Raw genomic sequence first — 19,826 nt, 5'->3', positions numbered from 1 at the left:
GTAACCTCAGCACCATGGCCTCACGTACGTCCGGCAAGGGTTCCCAGGGCACGGCGGGCACCGCGAAACCACGAGCCGCCGGCCGTACGAGCGGTGCCGGTGGTACCGCGAAGAAGACCGCGACCGCCAAGTCGCCCGCCAAGCCCCCCGCGAAGAAGGCACCGGCCAGGAAGGCCGCGCCCGCCAAGCGCGCGCCCGCGCGCAAGACCGCGGCGAAGAAGACCCCCGCGCGCCCGGCACCGTCCCCCACCGGGGGCGTGTACCGGCTCGTGCGCGGGCTCTGGCTCGGACTCGCGCACGCCGTGGGGGCGATGTTCCGGGGGATAGGGCGGGGCGCCAAGGGCCTCGACCCGGCCCACCGCAAGGACGGCCTCGCCCTGCTGCTGCTCGGCGTCGCCCTGATCGTCGCCGCCGGAACCTGGTCGAATCTGCGCGGCCCGGTCGGCGATCTGGTCGAGATGCTGGTCACCGGCTCCTTCGGCCGGCTCGACCTGCTCGTGCCCCTGCTGCTCGGCGCCATCGGCGTACGGCTGATCCTCTATCCGGAGAAGCCGGAGGCCAACGGCCGGATCGTGATCGGCCTGTCCGCGCTGGTCATCGGCGTGCTCGGACAGGTGCACATCGCCTGCGGCTCGCCCGGCCGCGGTGACGGCACCAAGGCCATGCAGGACGCCGGCGGGCTCATCGGCTGGGCCGCCTCCAAGCCGCTGATCTTCATGATGGGCGAGGTCCTGGCGGTGCCGCTGCTCGTCCTGCTCACGATCTTCGGGCTGCTCGTCGTCACCGCCACCCCCGTCAACGCCATCCCGCAGCGGCTGCGCGCGCTCGGCGCCCGGCTCGGCCTGGTCGAGCCGGAGTACGGGCCCGAGGAGGCCGGCGGGGCGCAGGACTACGACGACGAGTGGCGCGAGGACGCGCCGCGCACCGCCCGGCCCGTGCGCCGGCGCGCCCCCGGTGCGGGCCCGGACTACGACCCCGACCGGGCCGAGGCCGCCGCCCTGGAGCGGCGCGGCCGGCGGGGCCGTACCACCCCGTCCGCGTCCTCCTTCGACACCACCGGACTCGACCCGGTCGACGTGGCCGCCGCCGCGGCCGCCGCGCTCGACGGCGCCGTCCTCAACGGCATGCCGCCGTCCCCGCTGGTCGCCGACCTCACCCGGGACGTCACCGCCGAGCGGGCCGCCGCCGTGGCCGCCTCGGCCGCCGACGCGCAGCCCGAGGCCCCGGAGGCGGCGTCCGTGCCCACCGCCCGCGGCGCCGCCCGCGACCGGTCCGGCGGCGGCGTGCCCGACCTCACCAAGCCGGCGCCCGAGCCGACCGACCTGCCGCCGCGGGCCGAACAGCTCCAGCTCTCCGGCGACATCACGTACTCCCTGCCCTCCATGGACCTCCTGGAGCGCGGCGGCCCCGGCAAGACCCGCAGCGCCGCCAACGACGCCATCGTCGAGTCGCTCACCAACGTCTTCGCCGAGTTCAAGGTCGACGCGGCCGTCACCGGCTTCACCCGCGGCCCGACGGTCACCCGCTACGAGGTCGAGCTCGGCCCGGCCGTCAAGGTCGAGAAGATCACCGCGCTCACCAAGAACATCGCGTACGCCGTGGCCAGCCCCGACGTGCGGATCATCTCGCCGATCCCCGGCAAGTCCGCGGTCGGCATCGAGATCCCCAACACCGACCGCGAGATGGTCAACCTCGGCGACGTGCTGCGTCTGGCCGAGGCCGCCGAGGACGACCACCCGATGCTGGTGGCGCTCGGCAAGGACGTCGAGGGCGGCTACGTGATGGCCAACCTGGCGAAGATGCCGCACATCCTGGTGGCCGGCGCGACCGGCTCCGGCAAGTCGTCCTGCATCAACTGCCTGATCACCTCGGTGATGATAAGAGCGACCCCGGAGGACGTCCGGATGGTGCTCGTCGACCCCAAGCGGGTCGAGCTCACCGCCTACGAGGGCATCCCGCACCTGATCACCCCGATCATCACCAACCCCAAGCGGGCCGCCGAGGCCCTGCAGTGGGTGGTGCGCGAGATGGACCTGCGCTACGACGACCTGGCCGCCTTCGGCTTCCGGCACATCGACGACTTCAACCAGGCCATCCGGGACGGCAAGGTCCAGCTCCCGCCGGGCAGCGAGCGCGAGCTCAAGACCTATCCGTACCTCCTGGTGATCGTCGACGAGCTCGCCGACCTGATGATGGTCGCGCCGAGGGACGTCGAGGACGCCATCGTGCGCATCACCCAGCTGGCCCGCGCGGCCGGCATCCACCTGGTGCTCGCCACCCAGCGGCCCTCGGTGGACGTCGTCACCGGTCTGATCAAGGCGAACGTGCCGTCCCGGCTCGCCTTCGCCACCTCCTCGCTCGCCGACAGCCGGGTCATCCTCGACCAGCCCGGCGCCGAGAAGCTGATCGGCAAGGGCGACGGACTGTTCCTGCCGATGGGCGCCAACAAGCCGGTCCGCATGCAGGGCGCCTTCGTCACCGAGCACGAGGTCGCCACCGTCGTCCAGCACTGCAAGGACCAGATGGCGCCGGTCTTCCGGGACGACGTCACCGTCGGCACCAAGCAGAAGAAGGAGATCGACGAGGAGATCGGCGACGACCTCGACCTGCTGTGCCAGGCCGCGGAACTCGTCGTCTCCACCCAGTTCGGCTCCACCTCGATGCTCCAGCGCAAGCTGCGCGTCGGCTTCGCCAAGGCCGGCCGGCTGATGGACCTGATGGAGTCGCGCAACATCGTGGGGCCGAGCGAGGGCTCCAAGGCCCGCGACGTACTGGTCAAGCCGGACGAGCTGGACGAGGTGCTCGACCGGATCCGGGGCGGGGAGTAGCGCGGTGCACCGGTATCGAGACCTGGCCGAGACTCACTCGTAAGGGAAAGTGGGCAACCGTTTCCTCTGGGCGTACGTCAAGTTGGAGGGAAGGACAGGACCCTGTCCCAGCCTCATGGCGTACAAACACGCCCGCCCGGTTGCCCCACCCTTTCGTACCACCCATAGACTGAACATCCAGCAGGTGGCTACACGCTCGAAAGGCGCTCTCGTGTCCATCGGCAACTCCCCCGAATCCCCCGAGGACGACCGGAACTTCCCGGCAGATGACCGGGATTCGATCGGTCGTGCCTTGCAGCAGGCCCGTGTCGCCGCCGGTCTCACCGTCGAAGAGGTCAGCGCCTCCACCCGCGTGCGCGTCCCGATCGTGCACGCGATCGAGGAGGACGACTTCTCGCGCTGCGGCGGCGACGTCTACGCCCGCGGGCACATCCGCACGCTCGCGCGCGCCGTGGGGCTCGATCCGGCTCCGCTGATCGAGCAGTACGACGCCGAGCACGGCGGACGCCCGTCGCCCACCCCGGCCGCCCCGCTGTTCGAGGCGGAGCGGATCCGCCCCGAGCCCCGCCGTCCCAACTGGACCGCCGCCATGGTCGCGGCGATCGTCGCCGTCGTCGGCTTCGTCGGCTTCACCATGTTCAACGGGAACGACGGAGCCGGCCAGGCGGGCGCGGCGGCGGAGGGCCCGGCCCCCGCGACCAAGACCACCGCCCCGACCAAGCCCAAGCCGGTCAAGCCCGCCCCCAAGCCCGCGCCCTCCGAGTCCGCCATCGCGGCGGCCCCGCTGGACAAGGTCACCGTCAAGCTGACCGCGACCGACGACAAGAGCTGGATCTCCGCCAAGGCCCACGACGGCAAGCTGCTCTTCGACGGGCTCCTCCTCGCGGGCGAGTCCAAGACCTTCCAGGACGACGAGCGGATCGATCTCATCCTCGGCAACGCCGGGCCGATCGAGCTCTACGTCAACGGCAAGAAGGTCGAGGACTCCTTCGAGTCCGGTCAGGTCGAGCGCCTGTCGTACACCAAGGGCGACCCGCAGGCCGGCTGACCCCCGGCCGGTCTCCCGCCGGCCTCCGCCACCGTGTGTGACGGCCGTCGCGCAGGTGAACCCTGCGCGACGGAGGTACGGCCGGGACGAAGTAGTCTTGAGTCCATGCCCGAACGCCGTACCGTCGCCCTTGTCACTCTTGGCTGCGCCCGTAACGAGGTGGACTCGGAGGAGCTCGCAGGCCGCTTGGCAGCGGACGGCTGGGAGCTCGTCGAGAACGCCGAGGACGCGGATGTCGCCGTCGTCAACACCTGTGGATTCGTCGAGGCCGCCAAGAAGGACTCCGTCGACGCCCTCCTCGAAGCCAATGATCTGAAGGACCACGGCAAGACCCAGGCCGTCGTCGCCGTCGGCTGCATGGCCGAGCGCTACGGCAAGGAGCTCGCCGACGCGCTGCCCGAGGCCGACGGAGTGCTCGGCTTCGACGACTACGCGGACATCTCCAGCCGCCTCCAGACCATCCTCAGCGGCGGCAGCGTCGAGGCGCACGCCCCCCGCGACCGGCGCAAGCTGCTGCCGCTGTCGCCGGTGGAGCGCCAGCAGGCCGCCGCGTCCGTGGCCCTGCCCGGACACGGCGACGGCGCCGAGGCGCCCGCGGCCGCCGAGGAGGCGGCCGCCGACCTGACGGATCTGCCCGAGGGCCTCGCCCCCGCCTCCGGGCCGCGCGCGCCGCTGCGCCGCCGCCTGGACACCAGCCCGGTCGCCTCCGTGAAGCTGGCCTCCGGCTGCGACCGCCGCTGCTCCTTCTGCGCCATCCCGTCCTTCCGCGGCTCCTTCGTCTCGCGCCGCCCCTCGGACGTGCTGAACGAGACCCGCTGGCTCGCCGAGCAGGGCGTCAAGGAGATCATGCTGGTCTCCGAGAACAACACCTCCTACGGCAAGGACCTGGGCGACATCCGTCTCCTGGAGAGCCTGCTGCCCGAGCTCGCGGCCGTCGACGGCATCGAGCGGGTCCGGGTCAGCTACCTCCAGCCCGCCGAGATGCGCCCCGGCCTGATCGACGTGCTGACCTCGACCGAGAAGGTCGTGCCGTACTTCGACCTGTCCTTCCAGCACAGCGCGCCGGACGTGCTGCGGGCGATGCGCCGCTTCGGCGACACCGACCGCTTCCTGGAGCTGCTGGACACCATCCGCTCCAAGGCGCCGCAGGCCGGTGCCCGGTCCAACTTCATCGTCGGCTTCCCCGGCGAGACCGAGGCGGACTTCAAGGAGCTGGAACGCTTCGTCACGCACGCCCGGCTCGACGCCATCGGCGTCTTCGGCTACTCCGACGAGGACGGCACCGAGGCCGCCACGTACGAGCACAAGCTCGACCAGGACGTCGTCGACGAGCGGCTCGCCCACCTGTCCCGGCTCGCCGAGGAGCTCACCGCCCAGCGCGCGGAGGAGCGGATCGGCGAGACCCTGGAAGTACTGGTCGAATCCTTCGACGAGGAGGACGGCTGGATCGGCCGCGCGGCGCACCAGGCGCCGGAGACGGACGGCCAGGTGATCCTCACCATGGACTCGGCCGACGACGCCGACCTGGCCCTGGGACGTATGGTCAGGGCCGAGGTCGTCGCCACCGAGGGCGTCGACCTGGTGGCGGAGTGCCTTATCGAGGAGGCGGGCAGATGACCGGAGTCCCGGCATCCGCGACGGGCGGGACCGGTGGCAGGCCGGCGCCCCGCGGCAAGCTGGGGGCTGCGGCCGTCAACCAGGCCAGTCTCTGGAACATCGCGAACATCCTCACCATGGTCCGCCTGGTCCTCGTGCCCGGCTTCGTGGTGCTGCTCTTCCAGGACGGCGGCCACGACCCGGCCTGGCGCGCCTGGGCGTGGGCGGCCTTCGCCGTCGCCATGATCACCGACGTCTTCGACGGTCACCTGGCCCGCACGTACAACCTGGTCACCGACTTCGGGAAGATCGCCGACCCGATCGCCGACAAGGCGATCATGGCGGCCGGTCTCATCTCGCTGTCCTATCTCGGCGACCTGCCGTGGTGGGTGACGGCGGTGATCCTCGCCCGGGAGCTCGGCATCACCCTGATGCGGTTCTGGGTGATCCGGCACGGGGTCATCCCGGCCAGCCGCGGCGGGAAGATGAAGACCCTCGCGCAGGGCACGGCGGTCGGCATGTACGTGCTCGCGCTCGTCGGTCCACTCGCCACCCTGCGCTGGTGGGTGATGGCGGTCGCCGTCGTGCTGACGGTCGTCACCGGTCTGGATTACGTTCGACAGGCGGTGGTCCTGCGCCGCAGGGGGCTCGCCGAGGAACGGGCCGCGAAGGCCGCCGAGGCGGCCGCGACGACGGGCGCGGGGACCGAGTCACGATGAGCGGCGCCGCCCGGGTGCTCGAACTGCTCGCGCTGCGTGGTCACACGCTGGCCGTCGCCGAGTCCCTCACGGGCGGTCTGGTGGCCGCGGAGCTCACCGGCGTCCCCGGCGCCTCGAAGTCCTTCCGCGGCTCCGTCACGGCCTACGCCACGCCCCTGAAGGAGCAGCTCCTCGGGGTGGACGGCACCCTTCTGGCCGAGCGCGGGGCGGTCGACCCCGAGGTCGCGCTGCAGATGGCGGCCGGTGTGCGGGCCCGGCTCGGCGCCGACTGGGGCATCGCGACCACCGGTGTCGCGGGTCCGGAACCGCAGGACGGGCAGCCGGTGGGCACGGTGTACGTGGCCGTCGCCGGTCCCGGGCGCGAGGCCACGGGGGCGGCCCGGGCGGGGAAGGTGGCCGCGTTGCGGTTGAACGGCGACCGAGCGGAAATCCGTAGAGAGAGTGTACGGAGCGTGCTCGAATTGCTGTGTGAACTGCTTCGCGACGAACACTCGGAAAATGCGCGGGCACAGGATACGGAACAGAACGGGGGAGATTGATGTTTGCAGCCATGAGTGAACACGACATCGCTCCCCGCACGGCCGCGGCGCGAGGCGGTACGGTGGGGCGTGAAGGATGCGGCTACGCGGTCCGAGGAGGGAGCCACCGATGATTCTGCTCCGTCGCCTGCTGGGTGACGTGCTGCGTCGGCAGCGCCAGCGCCAGGGCCGTACTCTGCGCGAAGTCTCCTCGTCCGCCCGAGTCTCACTCGGCTATCTCTCCGAGGTGGAGCGGGGGCAGAAGGAGGCTTCCTCCGAGCTGCTCTCCGCGATCTGCGACGCGCTGGACGTACGGATGTCCGAGCTCATGCGTGAAGTGAGCGACGAGCTGTCGCTGGCCGAACTGGCCGAGTCGGCAGCGGCGAGCGAACCGGTGCCGGCGCCGGTGCGGCCGATGCTCAATTCGGTGTCGGTGACGTCGGTGGCCGGTGTGCCCACCGAGCGGGTGACCATCAAGGCGCCCGCCGAGGCGGTCGACGTCGTCGCGGCCTGAGCCGAGCGGCAGCACGAAGCGCAGCACGAAACGCGGTACGCAAGGAAGTACGCAAGGAAGTGTGGGGCGAAGCCCCGGTCGGTACCCCGCGGGGCGCCGGCCGGGGCTTTTCCCTTGTCCCTCTGGATGCGGCCCCGGCCCGTACGGGTGAGACTGGCGCCGGGGCCGTGCGTGTCCCGTGCGCCGGGTCTGCCTCCTGTGCGCCCTCCCGCAGGGTGATCCTGCGGGACTAGCGTCGACCGGAGGAGGCGGCCATGGTACGGCGACGGGTTCCGCTGGTGACGCTCATGCTGGTCGCGGCCGGACTGGTGGCCGGTGGGCTCTGGTGGTGGGCGGTGGTGCGCCTGCTGCTGGTGCCGGGGGAGGCAGGGCCGGTCGAGGGGGCGGTGGCCGCGGGCGGCTGGGGGCTGAGCCTGTTGCCGGTGCACGTGGCCGCCTCGTCACGGCGCCGCGGGGGCGCCAGGGCACGGCTCACCAGGGCATCGCGACGCCGCCGTTGGGGCGCAGGATCTGACCCGTCGTGAACGACGAGGCGTCGCACGCCAGATGGAGCACCGCGTGGGCGACGTCGGCCGGCTCGCCGACCCGGCCCAGCGGGGACACCCGGACCATCGCCGCCTCGGCCTGCTCCTGGGCGGCCGGCTCGTGGCGGTCCGTCATCGGGGTGCGCACCCAGCCCGGGGCGACCGCGTTCACCCGGATGCCGTGCCGGCCGACCTCGGCCGCCAGGGTCTTGGTCAGCTGCACCACGGCCGCCTTGGCGACGCTGTAGCAGAGCAGCCCCGGGCTCGCGGTGTCCATGGCGCCGGAGGCCATGGTGACGATCGAGCCCGGTATCCGGTGCTCGATCATCGAGCGGGCGGCCTCCTGGCAGGCGTACAGGACGCCCTTGAAGTTCACCGAGAGGATCCGGTCGAGGTCCTCGTCACGGGTCTCCAGGACGCTGCCGGTGTGCATGATCCCGGCGACCGCGGCCATCACGTGCACCGGACCCGCGGCGCGTACGGCGGCGGCGAGGGTGGCCCGGTCCGCGACGTCGAGCGGGTGGAGGTGCGCGGTGCCGCCCTGCCGGGCGATCAGCGCCGCCGTCTCCTTCAGGCCCGGTTCGTCGCGGTCGGCGCAGTGCACGCTCGCCCCCGCCTCGGCGAGGAGCACGGCGGTCGCGCGGCCGATGCCGCTCGCCGCGCCGGTGACGAACGCGGTGCGGCCGGTGAGGTCATACGCCGTGCGGGCTGTGAGAGTCATGCCTGGACCGTACGACCGGATCTGACGGGTCGTCAATTAGCGTGAAGGGTCCTTGCCGTCCGGGCCGCGCTGGCACCCCGGGCACCAGTACGTGACGCGGTCGCCCAGCTCCGCGCGCCGCACCGGACCGCCGCAGCGCGGGCAGGGGCGGCCCTCCCGGCCGTACACGTACAGGCGCTCCCCGGTCCGGCCGGTCGTGGTCGTGCGGTGGCCCGGGCGGTCCTTGTTCGCCTCCAGAAGGCGGTGCGCCGTCGCGACGAGGCGCTCGGGCACGCCCTCGGCGAGCTCACCGACCGGCAGCCACGGGGTGACCCCGGCCAGGAACGCCAGCTCCGACTTGTAGACATTGCCGATACCCGCGAGATTGCGCTGGTCGAGCAGGGCCTCGCCGAGGCTGCGGGCCGGGTCGGCGGACAGCCGGCGCACCGCCTCCGCCGGGTCCCAGTCCGGGCCGAGCAGATCAGGGCCGAGATGCCCGACCGCCTTCGCCTCCTCCGCCGTGCGGATCAGCTCCAGGACCGGCAGCCGGTAGCCGTACGCGGTGAACTCGGCGTTGCCGAGGATCGCCCGGATCTGGTGGGCCGGGCCGCCCCGGGGCCGCTCCCCGGTGGGGAGGATCCGCCAGGCGCCGTCCATCCGCAGATGGGAGTGGAGCGTCAGACCGCCCTCGATCCGGGCGAGCAGATGCTTGCCGCGCGGGGTGACGTCGAGGACCTCGCGGCCGGTCAGGTCGGCGGTCGCGAAGCGGGGTACGCGCAGGTCGGAGCGGGTCAGCACCCGACCGGCGAGGGCCTCGTCGAGCCGGCGGGCCGCGAACCAGACGCTGTCTCCTTCGGGCATGGGTTCATGATGCCGCGCCACGGGCGGGCGGCGGGTGCACGGCTGTGCGGGACCGCCCGGGCGCGGTGCGCGGTGCCGGCCAGGGGTGCGCGGGTCCGGGGGGTCCGGGCGGGTCCGGGCGGGGGCTCGGGCGCCGGCAGGGCGTCGCGGGTCTGGGCGGGGGTGCGCGCGTCCGGGCGGTACGGCTCGGGTGCCGCCCGGAGCCCGGGCGGGCCGGCCCGGGACTGCGCCCACGGTCGGGCGTGGGTCGGCGCGCTCAGGCGCGCAGCCGCAGGCCGCGCGGGGTGGCGTGGAAGCCTGCCGCCTCCAGGGGGCGGGAGAGCGGGGAGGTCAGGGCGGTCGCCCCGTTGATCCGCTCCACCGTCACCGTGCCCAGCGAGCCGGCCGAGGCCGCGGCCGCCAGCGCCTCCGCGGCGGCTCGAAGCGCCGGGGAGTCCGGCTCGGCGGGCCAGGAGAGCAGCGTCTTGCCGCCGCGCTCCATGTAGAGCGTCAGCTCGCCGTCGACCAGGACCACCATCGCGCCCGCCTTGCGGCCCGGCTTGTGGCCGGCACCGGTGGGCGGCTCGGGCCAGGACAGGGCCGCCCCGTACGCGTTCGCCGGGTCGGCCGCCGCCAGGACCGCCGCCTTCGGGCCCGCGCCCTCCTCGGCGCCCCGGTCCCGGGCGTTCGCCGCGGCCCGCAGCCGGTCCACCGCCCCGTCCATGGCGAACTGGGCCGCGCCCAGGCCCTCCACCACATAGCCGCGGCGGGCCTGCCCGCTGTCCTCGAACGCCGACAGGATCCGGTACGTGGCGGAGAAGCCGCCCTCCACGCCCTCGGCGGCCACCGCGCCCCGGGTGACCACGCCGTGCCGGTCGAGGAGGGTACGGGCCAGGGCATGCGCCCGGTGGGTCGGCTCCGGCTCCGGTGGCGGCAGCAGCGACCAGCGGCCGCTCACCGTCGGCGGGCCCGTGCGGGAGGCCGGGCGGGCGGCGGCGCTCAGCGTCCCGTACCGGCCGCGCGGGACCGTGCGCCGGGCGCGGTGCGCCGTGGAGCCGGCCGTGCGGCCCGAGCCGAGCAGCGACCGCAGCGGGGCCAGGGTGTCGTTGGTGAGCCGCCCGGACCAGGCCAGGTCCCAGAGCACGTCGGCGAGCTGCGGGTCGGTGGCGTCCGGGTGCGTGGTGGCCCGGACCTGGTCGGCGATCTGGCGGAAGAACAGGCCGTAGCCCCCGGAGAGGACGCCCAGGACGGACTCGTGCAGCCCGGTGAGCTCCAGCGGGTGCGGCGGCGGCAGGAGCAGCGGCGCCGCGTCCGCGAGATAGAGGGAGATCCAGCCGTCCTTGCCGGGCAGGGACCCGGCGCCCGCCCACAGCACCTCGCCTGTGGTGGTCAGCTCGTCGAGCAGCGCGGGGGAGTAGTCCCGCACCCGGGACGGCAGGATCAGCTTCTCCAGGGCCGAGGCCGGTACGGGCGCGCCCTGCAGCTGCTCGATGGCCCGGGCCAGGCCGTCGATACCGCGCAGGCTGTTGCTCCCCAGGTGCTGCCACTGGGGCAGGAAGGTGGCGAGCGCGGCCGGCGGGACCGGCTCCAGCTCGTGCCGCAGAGCGGCCAGGGAGCGGCGGCGCAGTCGGCGCAGGACGGCGGCGTCGCACCACTCCTGGCCGATGCCCGAGGGGTGGAACTCGCCCTGGACCACCCGGCCGGCGGCGGCGAGCCGCTGGAGCGCGCCGTCGGTGACCGCCGGGCCGAGGCCGAAGCGGGCGGCGGCCTCGGAGGAGGTGAACGGGCCGTGGGTGCGGGCGTGCCGGGCGAGCAGATCGCCCAGCGGGTCCTTCACCGGCTCCGTGAACGCCTCCGGCACGCCCACCGGCAGCGCCGTGCCCAGCGCGTCCCGCAGCCGGCCCGCGTCCTCGATCGCCGCCCAGTGGTCGGCGCCCGAGATCCGCACCCGGATCGCGCGCCGGGCCCGGGACAGCTCCTCGGCCCAGCCTGCCTCGGCGCCCCGCTCGGCCAGCTCGGCCGCGGTCAGCGGGCCGAGCACGCGCAGCGCGTCGGCGACGCCCTCCACGTCCTTGATCCGCCGGTCCTCGGTCAGCCACTGGAGCTCCCGCTCGAGCTCGGCCAGGACGTCCGCGTCGAGCAGCTCCCGCAGCTCGGCCTGCCCCAGCAGCTCGGCGAGCAACCGGGAGTCCAGGGACAGGGCCGCGGCCCGGCGCTCGGCGAGCGGCGAGTCGCCCTCGTACAGGAACTGGGCGACATAGCCGAAGAGCAGGGAGCGGGCGAACGGGGACGGCTCCGGGGTGGTGACCTCCACCAGGCGCACCCGGCGGGACTCGATGTCACCCATCAGCTCGCGCAGGCCGGGGACGTCGAAGACGTCCTGGAGGCACTCGCGGACCGCCTCCAGGACGATCGGGAAGGAGCCGAACTCGCTCGCCACCTGCAGCAGTTGCGCCGCGCGCTGGCGCTGCTGCCACAGCGGGGTGCGCTTGCCCGGATTGCGCTTGGGCAGCAGCAGGGCGCGTGCCGCGCACTCCCGGAAGCGGGAGGCGAACAGCGCGGAGCCGCCGACCTGGTCGGTGACGATCTGCTCGACCTCACCCTGGTCGAAGGCGACGTCGGCGGCGCCCACCGGCGCCTGGTCGGCGTCGAAGACGGTGTCGGCGAGCCGGCTCGGATCCACCGGCTCCTGGTCGAGCAGGTCGAGACCCATCAGGTCCGCGTCCGGCAGCCGCAGCACGATGCCGTCGTCGGCGTGCATCACCTGCGCGTCCATCCCGTACCGCTCGGCCAGCCGGGCGCCGAGGGCCAGCGCCCACGGGGCGTGCACCTGCGCGCCGAACGGGGAGTGCACCACGACCCGCCAGTCGCCCAGCTCGTCACGGAACCGCTCCACCAGGATCGTCCGGTCGTCCGGCACATGCCCGCAGGCCTCGCGCTGCTCCGCGAGATACGCGATGACGTTGTCCGCCGCCCAGGCGTCGAGCCCGGCGGCGAGCAGCCGCAGCCGGGCGTCGTCCGGCGCGAGGGCCCCCACCTCGCGCAGGAACGCGCCGAGCGCCCGGCCCAGTTCGAGCGGACGGCCCAGCTGGTCGCCCTTCCAGAACGGCAGCCGCCCCGGAACGCCCGGCGCGGGCGACACCAGGACCCGGTCACGGGTGATGTCCTCGATCCGCCAGGACGTGGTGCCCAGCGTGAACACGTCGCCGACCCGCGACTCGTACACCATCTCCTCGTCGAGCTCGCCGACCCGTCCGCCGCCCTTCTTCGGGTCGGCGCCCGCCAGGAACACCCCGAACAGGCCCCGGTCGGGGATCGTGCCGCCCGAGGTGACCGCGAGCCGCTGCGCGCCCGGCCGTCCGGTGACCGTGCCCGCGACCCGGTCCCACACCACGCGCGGGCGCAGCTCGGCGAAGGCGTCCGAGGGATAGCGCCCGGCCAGCATGTCCAGGACCGCCGTGAACGCCGACTCGGGCAGCGCCGCGAACGGCGCCGCCCGGCGCACCGTCGCCAGCAGGTCGTCCACCTGCCAGGAGTCCAGCGCGACCATCGCCACCAGCTGCTGGGCGAGCACGTCCAGCGGGTTCGCCGGGATCCGCAGCGACTCGATGGAGCCGGACCGCATCCGCTCGGTGACCACCGCCGACTGCACCAGGTCGCCCCGGTACTTCGGGAAGACCACGCCCGTCGACACCGCGCCCACCTGGTGTCCCGCGCGGCCCACCCGCTGGAGCCCGGAGGCGACCGAGGGCGGCGACTCGACCTGCACCACCAGGTCCACCGCGCCCATGTCGATGCCCAGCTCCAGGCTGGACGTCGCCACCACCGCCGGCAGCCGGCCCGCCTTCAGGTCCTCCTCGACCTGGGCGCGCTGCTCCTTGGACACCGAGCCGTGGTGCGCCCGGGCCAGCAGCGGCGGCGCCCCCTGGGCCGCGCCCGACTGGGCCATGATCTCGGCCGGCGGCTTGTCGTCGGGCAGGGCCTCGCCGGTGGCCCGCTCGTACGCGATCTCGTTCAGCCGGTTGCACAGGCGCTCCGCCAGACGGCGCGAGTTGGCGAAGACGATGGTCGAGCGGTGCGCCTGCACCAGGTCGGCGATCCGCTCCTCCACATGCGGCCAGATCGAGGGCTTGTCGCCGCCGTCGGTCCCCTCCGAGGCCGGCGAGCCGCCCAGCTCGCCCATGTCCTCGACCGGCACGACCACCGACAGGTCGAACTCCTTGCCGGACGGCGGCTGGACGATCTCCACCTTGCGCTGCGGCGACAGATAGCGGGCCACCTCCTCCACCGGCCGCACCGTCGCCGACAGCCCGATCCGGCGGGCCGGGCGCGGCAGCAGCTCGTCGAGCCGCTCCAGGGAGAGCGCGAGATGCGCGCCGCGCTTGGTGCCGGCGACCGCGTGGACCTCGTCGAGGATCACCGTCTCCACGCCCGCGAGGGCGTCCCGGGTGGCCGAGGTCAGCATCAGGAACAGCGACTCGGGCGTGGTGATGAGGATGTCCGGCGGCCGGGTCGCCAGCGCCCGGCGCTCGGCGGGCGGGGTGTCGCCGGACCGGATGCCCACCTTCACGTCCGGCTCGGGCAGCCCGAGCCGGACCGACTCCTGCCGGATGCCGGTCAGCGGCGAGCGCAGATTGCGCTCCACGTCGACGGCGAGCGCCTTCAGCGGCGACACGTACAGCACCCGGCAGCGCTTCTTCGCGTCGGCGGGCGGCGGCACCGCCGCCAGCCGGTCGAGTGAGGCCAGGAACGCGGCGAGGGTCTTGCCCGAACCGGTCGGCGCCACGACGAGCACGTCCGAGCCCGCGCCGATGGCCTTCCAGGCGCCCTCCTGTGCGGCGGTGGGCGCGTGGAAGGCCCCGGTGAACCAGCCCCGGGTCGCGGGCGAGAACGAGTCGAGTGCGGACCTGACCATGTCCCCCATCGTGCACCCCGCCACTGACAACCGCCCGGACCTGGGAAAACCCGGCCGAGGCGGGTTGCGGATGTGGCGCAGAATGGAGGAATGGCAGGTGGCACGGCGGCGAACCGGGACGAGGACCGGAGGACTCCGGCCTCGGGGCCCCGCGGCCGCGGCCGTGTCGGCGGTCCGCGTGGGCACGCCGTCGCCGAGGGCGACCGCAGCGGGGCTCCCGCCGGCGGCTCCGGTCGGGCCGGGGAGCGGGCGCGCTACTGGCGGCCGGCCGGGCTGCCCGGGGTGGACCTGCTGCACGCGCACTACGTACGGAAGACCTTCTCCCGGCACACCCACGAGAGCTTCGTCTTCGCGGCCATCACCGAGGGCGTCGAGGCCTTCCACTACGGCAGCGACCTCGTGCACGCGGCGCCCGGCCAGATCGCGCTGGTCAACCCCGACACCCCGCACACCGGGCACGCGGGCGTGCCCGAGGGCTGGACCTACCGCACGATCTACCCCGACGCCGAACTGATCCGGGCCATCGCCGCCGACACCCTCGCGCTGCGCGGCGACGCCGGCTTCACCCAGCCCGTCGTGGACGACCCGTACGCCGCCCGGCTCGTCCTCGGCGTGCACCGGGCCGCCGAGGAGGGCAACGCGCTGGCCGCCGACAGCCTGCTGCGGCTGGTCACCGCGCGGATGCTGCGCAGCCACGGCGGCCGGGTCACCCCGCTTGCACCACTCGCCGCCGGGGCGCGGGACGCGGCACGCGCGCGTGCCGCCCTGGAGGAGCGGATGGCCGACCCGCCGACCCTGGAACGGCTCGCCGCCGAGCTCGGCACCAGCCCCTTCGCGCTGCTGCGGGCCTTCCGCGCCGCGTACGGGATGCCGCCGCACACCTGGCTCACCGACGCCCGGGTCCGGCGGGCCCGCCGCCTCCTGGACACGGGCACGCCCCCGGCGGAGGCCGCCGTCGCCGTCGGCTTCACTGACCAGCCGCACCTCAACCGCCACTTCACCCGCAGCGTCGGGGTGCCCCCGGGGGCCTACCAGCGGGCCCGCGGCCTGCGCTGAGACCGCAAGAACGTACAAGACCGGCCGCCGCACCGCCCCGTACGGTCGCTGACGTGGCAGAACAGACAGCAACCCCACCAGCGGCGACCCTCGCGGCAGCAGCCGACGCGACGGCCGACCGGAAGAGCGACGGCGCCGTCGTCCGGGACGCGCTCGGGGTCGGGATCGCCGTCGGGCTCTCCGGCTTCGCCTTCGGCGTGACCTCGGCGGGTGCCGGGCTCAGCCTGCTCCAGACCTGCGCGCTCAGCCTGCTGGTCTTCACCGGCGCCTCGCAGTTCGCGCTGGTGGGAGCACTCGCCGCAGGGGGCAACCCGTTCACGGCCGCCGCCGGGGCCTTCTTCCTCGGCACCCGCAACGCCTTTTACGGGCTGCGTCTGTCCCAGCTGCTCGCCCTGCGCCGGTTCGTCCGCCCGTTCGCCGCCCAGTGGGTGATCGACGAGACCACCGCCGTCGCCCTCGCCCAGCCGGACCGCCGCACCGCGCGGATCGGCTTCACCGTCACCGGCCTCACCCTCTACGTGCTGTGGAACGTCACCACACTGCTCGGCGCGCTCGGCGCCGAGGCCATCGGCGACACCGATGCCTGGGGTCTGGACGCGGCCGGGCCCGCCGTGTTCCTCGCACTGCTCGCACCGATGCTGAAGAGCACCACCGAGCGGGCCACCGCCGCCCTCGCCGTACTCCTCGGCCTCGGACTGCTCCCGGTCCTCCCGGCCGGCGTGCCCGTGCTCGCCGCCGCCCTCGCCGCCCCCGCCGTGCTCGTCTTCCGCGGCCGGTCGAAGGACTCGCAGCAGGAGGAGGACGCCCGATGAACGTCTGGATCGCCATCGCGCTGACCGCCGGCGGCTGCTACCTGGTGAAGCTGCTCGGCCTGCTCGTGCCCGTCGGCACCCTGGAGCGCCCCCTCGTACGGCGGCTCGCGGCACTCGTCCCGGTCGCCCTGCTCGCCGCGCTCACCGCTCAGCAGACCTTCAGCAGCCAGGGCGCGCCGACCGTCGACGCGCGCGCCGCCGGACTCGCCGCGGCGGCCGTCGCCCTCGTCCTGCGCGCCCCTTTCCTGGTGGTCGTCGGCGCGGCCGTCGTGGTCACGGCCGGCGTCCGGGCCCTGGCCGGCTGACCCGGAGGGCCCGTGACGGGCGGCCTCAGCCGATGGCCCGCCCGTGCGCGCGGAGCGTGCGCAGCGCTTCCACGGTGACCATCGGCCGGGCCTCCAGGGCGGAGCCCGGGGCCCACTGCCGCCAGTTGACCGGCCAGCCGCCGTCCTCCTGCTGCGCCGCCGCGAGGTGGTCGAGGGAGCGGGACATCTCCTCGTCGGTGAACCAGCGGCGGGCCAGGGAGTCCGGCACGCGCGCGTAGTCGTACGCGTAGTGGTGCTCGTCCGGCGCGTAGCCCTCGGCCACCGGGTAGTCCTCGGGGCGGTCCGGGTCGAGCACCACCAGGCCCCGCTCGCGCACCAGCCGTCCGAGACGGTCGCTCGCCGCCTGGGCCCTGGCCCGGTCGGGGACCCCGTCGAGGAAGGCGACGGCGGCCTCGATCTCGTACGGATGCGACTTCTCCAGCGCGTCCACGGCCGCCCAGCAGAACTCGGTGGCCCGGAACAGCCAGGCGTGCCAGACCTGGTTGCGGTGCAGCAGGCCGACCACCGGCCCGGTGGTGAGCAGCTCGCTCGGCGGGTCGTCGACGACCGGCACGAACGGGGCCGTCGGATAGCCGCGCTGGGAGGGGTGGACGGCGGGCAGGGCGCCGTCGTGCGTGGACACCTCGGTGAGATAGCGGCAGATCCGCTCGACCCGCAGCCCGCCGCAGCGGCCGATGGAGTCGAGCACGCGCAGCGCGTGGGCGGTGTGCAGCGGCTGGCTGACCGGTCCGCGCAGATCGGGTTCGAGGGCGTGGCCGTAGCCGCCGTCCTCGTTGAGGTACGCGCTGAGCGCGGTCTCGACGGGGTCCGCGCCGCCGCGCAGGAAGTGGTAGGCGAACCTGCGCTGTTCGAGCACGCGGGCAGTCAGCCAGACGAACTGCTCGGCCCGCGCCAGGGCGGACGGCTGCGAGGCGGACGGAGCGGGGATTTCTGGAGGATTTCCGGCCATGTTCCGACGGTAGGAGGAAAAGCGTCGCTGACAAGGCCTTCGGACCGGGCTGCACTCGTCGGGCGGGATACTGGGGTCATGCGGTTGACGATTTTCTGGGAACGGATGACCGAACACTTCGGTTCGTCCTACGTGGAGTCCTTCGCCCGGGACCATGTGATGACGGAACTGGGCGGGCGCACCGTGCACCAGGCGCTCGACGCGGGCTGGGAGGCGAAGGACGTCTGGAGGGCGGTCTGCGCGGCCGTCGGCGTGCCTGCCGAGAACAGATGATGTGACGGCTCCGGGACGGAATGTCCGCGCGGTGCGCGAGACTGGCTGGGTGGCCCCGACTGACGTGAACGCCGAGACCGAGAAGACCGGCACACCCGACAAGCCCGACGACATCGACGAGACCGACGAGCTCACCGGCACCGATACCGGCACGGGCGCCGACACCCCCGGCAGCGACCCGGGTGTCCCAGCCGCCTCCGCGGCCGACCGCGCGGCGCCCGCCGGCGGTCCGGCGTCGCGGATGCCCCGCTGGCTGCCCCGCGCCCTGGTGCTCGCGCTGGCCCTCTACGCCTGCTTCCAGCTCGGCAGCTGGGCCTTCCACCAGCTCGTCGGGCTGCTCGTCAACATCCTGCTGGCCTTCTTCCTGGCGCTCGCCATCGAGCCGGCGGTCGGGCGGATGGCGGCGCGCGGGATGCGCCGCGGGCTCGCCACCTTCATCGTCTTCTTCGGCGTCCTGGTGGCCGGCGTCGGCTTCGTCGTGCTCCTCGGCTCGATGCTCGCGGGCCAGATCGTCGACATGGTCGAGAACTTCCCGAAGTACCTCGACTCGCTGATCAACTGGGCCAACCAGCACTTCCACACCGAGCTGTCCCGGCTCGAGGTGCAGGACAGCGTGCTGCGCTCCGGCTGGCTGCAGAAGTACGTGCAGAACAGCGCCTCCGGTGTGCTCGACGTCTCCGCGACCCTCCTCGGCGGGCTCTTCAAACTGCTGACGATCTTCCTCTTCGCCTTCTACTTCGCCGCCGACGGGCCCCGGCTGCGCCGTGCCCTGTGCTCGGTGCTCCCGCCGGCCAAGCAGACCGAGGTGCTGCGCGCCTGGGAGATCGCCGTCGACAAGACCGGCGGCTACCTCTACTCGCGCGGACTGATGGCGCTGATCTCCGGCGTCGCGCACTTCGTTCTGTTCGAGATCCTGGGTGTGCCCTACGCGCCCGCCCTGGCCGTCTGGGTGGGTCTGGTCTCGCAGTTCATCCCGACCATCGGCACCTATCTGGCGGGCGCCCTGCCGATGCTGATCGCCTTCACCGTGGACCCCTGGTACGCGCTGTGGGTGCTGGTCTTCGTCGTGGTCTACCAGCAGTTCGAGAACTACATGCTGCAGCCCAAGCTGACCTCGAAGACCGTGGACATCCATCCGGCCGTGGCCTTCGGCTCGGTGATCGCGGGCACCGCCCTGCTCGGCGCGGTCGGCGCGCTGATCGCCATCCCCGCCGTCGCCACCCTGCAGGCCTTCCTCGGCGCCTATGTGAAGCGGTACGACGTCACCGACGACCCCCGCGTCCACGGCCACCGGCGCTATGGAGAGGCGGTCGTCGCCCGGCTCCAGAAGGCGCTGCACGCCAAGAAGGAGCAGTCGGAACCGGACACCGGGCCGCCGCCGGGCACGGAGGGCGCTCAGAAGTAGGAGGGCGCTCAGAAATAGGACGGGCCGGTCACCCGGTGTCCGAAGAGACGCCGGATCCAGGCCTGGACACCCAGCATCGGCACCGTGACGGCGAGCAGCACCGGGACGAGCAGCCGCAGGGTGGCCGGGCCGGCGGTGTGGGAGCCCGGGGCCAGGGCGCTCCCCGCCGCGAGCGGCAGCCCGGCGAGCAGCACGGCCGTGAGCGCGAAGGGATGCCAGGGGCGCCCCACCCGGCCGACGAGCCGCCGGGCCCGCTCGTACGGCACTCCCGTCAGGCGCAGAGTGGCGAAGCCCAGGCCGTGCGCGGCGAACAGCGCGGCCACGGCGAGGGCGCTGAGCACGGCGACGGGCCCGCCGGCCGGCTCGTACGGGCGGCCGGTGAGCAGCGCCGCGAGCAGCCAGCCGGTGGCAAGGGCCAGACCCCAACTGCCGGCCGTGACGGCTCCGTCGCACAGCGCCCGCCAGCGCGGACCGGGGCCGCGCTGGCGGGTCCACAGGCCGAGGTCCCGGACGATCAGGGCGGCGAGCAGCGCGACGAGCGCCGGGAGCCGGCCGGTGAGCAGCCGGCCCTCAAGGTCGGGGAAGCAGCCGGCGAGGACGCCCGCGAGGGCGACCAGCCACACCTCGTTCGCCAGGAAGAACGGCGCGAACGCGGCGATCACGAGGTGTCTCTCCCGGGCGTCACGGCCCAGGTACGGGGTGAGCATGCCGGTGCCGATGTCCGCGCCGCCCAGCACGAACCAGCCGGCGGCGAAGAGGGCGAGCAGGGCGAGGGCGAGGGTGTCCATGGGCGGCGGCTCCTT

General features: G+C 73.7%; 17 protein-coding genes. 12 read left to right on the top strand and 5 right to left on the bottom strand.

What is annotated here, in order from left to right:
• The first annotated feature begins 14 nt into the window (after positions 1-14).
• From AB0M18_RS33375 to AB0M18_RS33345, 7 genes are all read left to right on the top strand, one after another.
• Positions 15-2,828 (top strand): DNA translocase FtsK, encoded by a 2,814-nt coding sequence (locus tag AB0M18_RS33375; RefSeq protein ID WP_365764694.1) that lies wholly within the window; start codon positions 15-17, stop codon positions 2,826-2,828.
• A 211-nt stretch (positions 2,829-3,039) separates the two neighbouring features.
• Positions 3,040-3,876 (top strand): helix-turn-helix domain-containing protein, encoded by an 837-nt coding sequence (locus tag AB0M18_RS33370; protein WP_365764692.1) that lies wholly within the window; start codon positions 3,040-3,042, stop codon positions 3,874-3,876.
• Between the two features lie 105 nt (positions 3,877-3,981).
• On the top strand, positions 3,982-5,493 hold the full coding sequence (gene rimO, locus AB0M18_RS33365) for a 30S ribosomal protein S12 methylthiotransferase RimO (RefSeq protein ID WP_365764690.1): 1,512 nt from the start codon (positions 3,982-3,984) through the stop codon (positions 5,491-5,493).
• Positions 5,490-6,191 (top strand): CDP-diacylglycerol--glycerol-3-phosphate 3-phosphatidyltransferase, encoded by a 702-nt coding sequence (gene pgsA, locus AB0M18_RS33360; RefSeq protein WP_365764688.1) that lies wholly within the window; start codon positions 5,490-5,492, stop codon positions 6,189-6,191. Before rimO ends, pgsA begins: the two co-directional genes overlap by 4 nt.
• Positions 6,188-6,730 (top strand): CinA family protein, encoded by a 543-nt coding sequence (locus AB0M18_RS33355; RefSeq protein WP_365764686.1) that lies wholly within the window; start codon positions 6,188-6,190, stop codon positions 6,728-6,730. The genes pgsA and AB0M18_RS33355 overlap by 4 nt, the downstream gene beginning before the upstream one ends.
• Positions 6,731-6,839: 109 nt before the next feature.
• The gene (locus tag AB0M18_RS33350) at positions 6,840-7,223 is read left to right on the top strand and encodes a helix-turn-helix transcriptional regulator (RefSeq protein WP_019889909.1); all 384 of its coding nucleotides are present in this window, start codon (positions 6,840-6,842) and stop codon (positions 7,221-7,223) included.
• A 254-nt stretch (positions 7,224-7,477) separates the two neighbouring features.
• Entirely contained in the window at positions 7,478-7,747 is a 270-nt protein-coding gene (locus tag AB0M18_RS33345) for a hypothetical protein (RefSeq protein ID WP_365764684.1), read from the top strand.
• Here AB0M18_RS33345 and AB0M18_RS33340 read toward each other — a convergent pair.
• The 3 genes from AB0M18_RS33340 to AB0M18_RS33330 all read right to left on the bottom strand — a co-directional run bounded on the left by AB0M18_RS33340 (position 7,695) and on the right by AB0M18_RS33330 (position 14,202).
• On the bottom strand, positions 7,695-8,468 hold the full coding sequence (locus tag AB0M18_RS33340) for an SDR family NAD(P)-dependent oxidoreductase (RefSeq protein ID WP_365764682.1): 774 nt from the start codon (positions 8,466-8,468) through the stop codon (positions 7,695-7,697). The genes AB0M18_RS33345 and AB0M18_RS33340 overlap by 53 nt on opposite strands.
• A gap of 36 nt (positions 8,469-8,504) precedes the next feature.
• Entirely contained in the window at positions 8,505-9,308 is an 804-nt protein-coding gene (locus tag AB0M18_RS33335; RefSeq protein WP_365764680.1) for a DNA-formamidopyrimidine glycosylase family protein, read from the bottom strand.
• A 256-nt stretch (positions 9,309-9,564) separates the two neighbouring features.
• Positions 9,565-14,202, bottom strand: a complete 4,638-nt coding sequence (locus AB0M18_RS33330) for an ATP-dependent helicase (RefSeq protein WP_365764678.1) — start codon at positions 14,200-14,202, stop codon at positions 9,565-9,567.
• Between the two features lie 273 nt (positions 14,203-14,475).
• Here AB0M18_RS33330 and AB0M18_RS33325 point away from each other — a divergent pair, with 273 nt between their 5' ends.
• The 3 genes from AB0M18_RS33325 to AB0M18_RS33315 are packed head-to-tail and all read left to right on the top strand — an operon-like array spanning position 14,476 to position 16,375.
• Positions 14,476-15,258, top strand: coding sequence for an AraC family transcriptional regulator (locus tag AB0M18_RS33325; protein ID WP_365764705.1), 783 nt, complete (start codon positions 14,476-14,478; stop codon positions 15,256-15,258).
• 53 nt (positions 15,259-15,311) lie between these two features.
• On the top strand, positions 15,312-16,070 hold the full coding sequence (locus AB0M18_RS33320; protein WP_365764676.1) for an AzlC family ABC transporter permease: 759 nt from the start codon (positions 15,312-15,314) through the stop codon (positions 16,068-16,070).
• Positions 16,067-16,375: an AzlD domain-containing protein gene (locus AB0M18_RS33315; RefSeq protein WP_365764674.1), complete on the top strand. Its 309-nt coding sequence runs from the start codon at positions 16,067-16,069 to the stop codon at positions 16,373-16,375. The genes AB0M18_RS33320 and AB0M18_RS33315 overlap by 4 nt, the downstream gene beginning before the upstream one ends.
• 25 nt (positions 16,376-16,400) lie before the next feature.
• Here the strand turns inward: AB0M18_RS33315 and AB0M18_RS33310 are convergent, their stop codons facing one another.
• Positions 16,401-17,345: a hypothetical protein gene (locus AB0M18_RS33310; RefSeq protein ID WP_365764672.1), complete on the bottom strand. Its 945-nt coding sequence runs from the start codon at positions 17,343-17,345 to the stop codon at positions 16,401-16,403.
• 78 nt (positions 17,346-17,423) lie between these two features.
• Here AB0M18_RS33310 and AB0M18_RS33305 point away from each other — a divergent pair, with 78 nt between their 5' ends.
• Positions 17,424-17,618 (top strand): DUF3046 domain-containing protein, encoded by a 195-nt coding sequence (locus AB0M18_RS33305; RefSeq protein WP_365764670.1) that lies wholly within the window; start codon positions 17,424-17,426, stop codon positions 17,616-17,618.
• 241 nt (positions 17,619-17,859) lie between these two features.
• Positions 17,860-19,023, top strand: coding sequence for an AI-2E family transporter (locus tag AB0M18_RS33300; RefSeq protein WP_365764703.1), 1,164 nt, complete (start codon positions 17,860-17,862; stop codon positions 19,021-19,023).
• A gap of 8 nt (positions 19,024-19,031) precedes the next feature.
• Here the strand turns inward: AB0M18_RS33300 and AB0M18_RS33295 are convergent, their stop codons facing one another.
• Positions 19,032-19,811, bottom strand: coding sequence for a cytochrome d ubiquinol oxidase subunit II (locus tag AB0M18_RS33295; RefSeq protein WP_365764668.1), 780 nt, complete (start codon positions 19,809-19,811; stop codon positions 19,032-19,034).
• Between the last annotated feature and the right edge of the window lie 15 nt (positions 19,812-19,826).

This window comes from Streptomyces sp. NPDC051909 (assembly GCF_040681095.1).
Lineage (GTDB): Bacteria > Actinomycetota > Actinomycetes > Streptomycetales > Streptomycetaceae > Streptomyces.
This window is presented reverse-complemented; position numbering and strand designations above follow the sequence as displayed.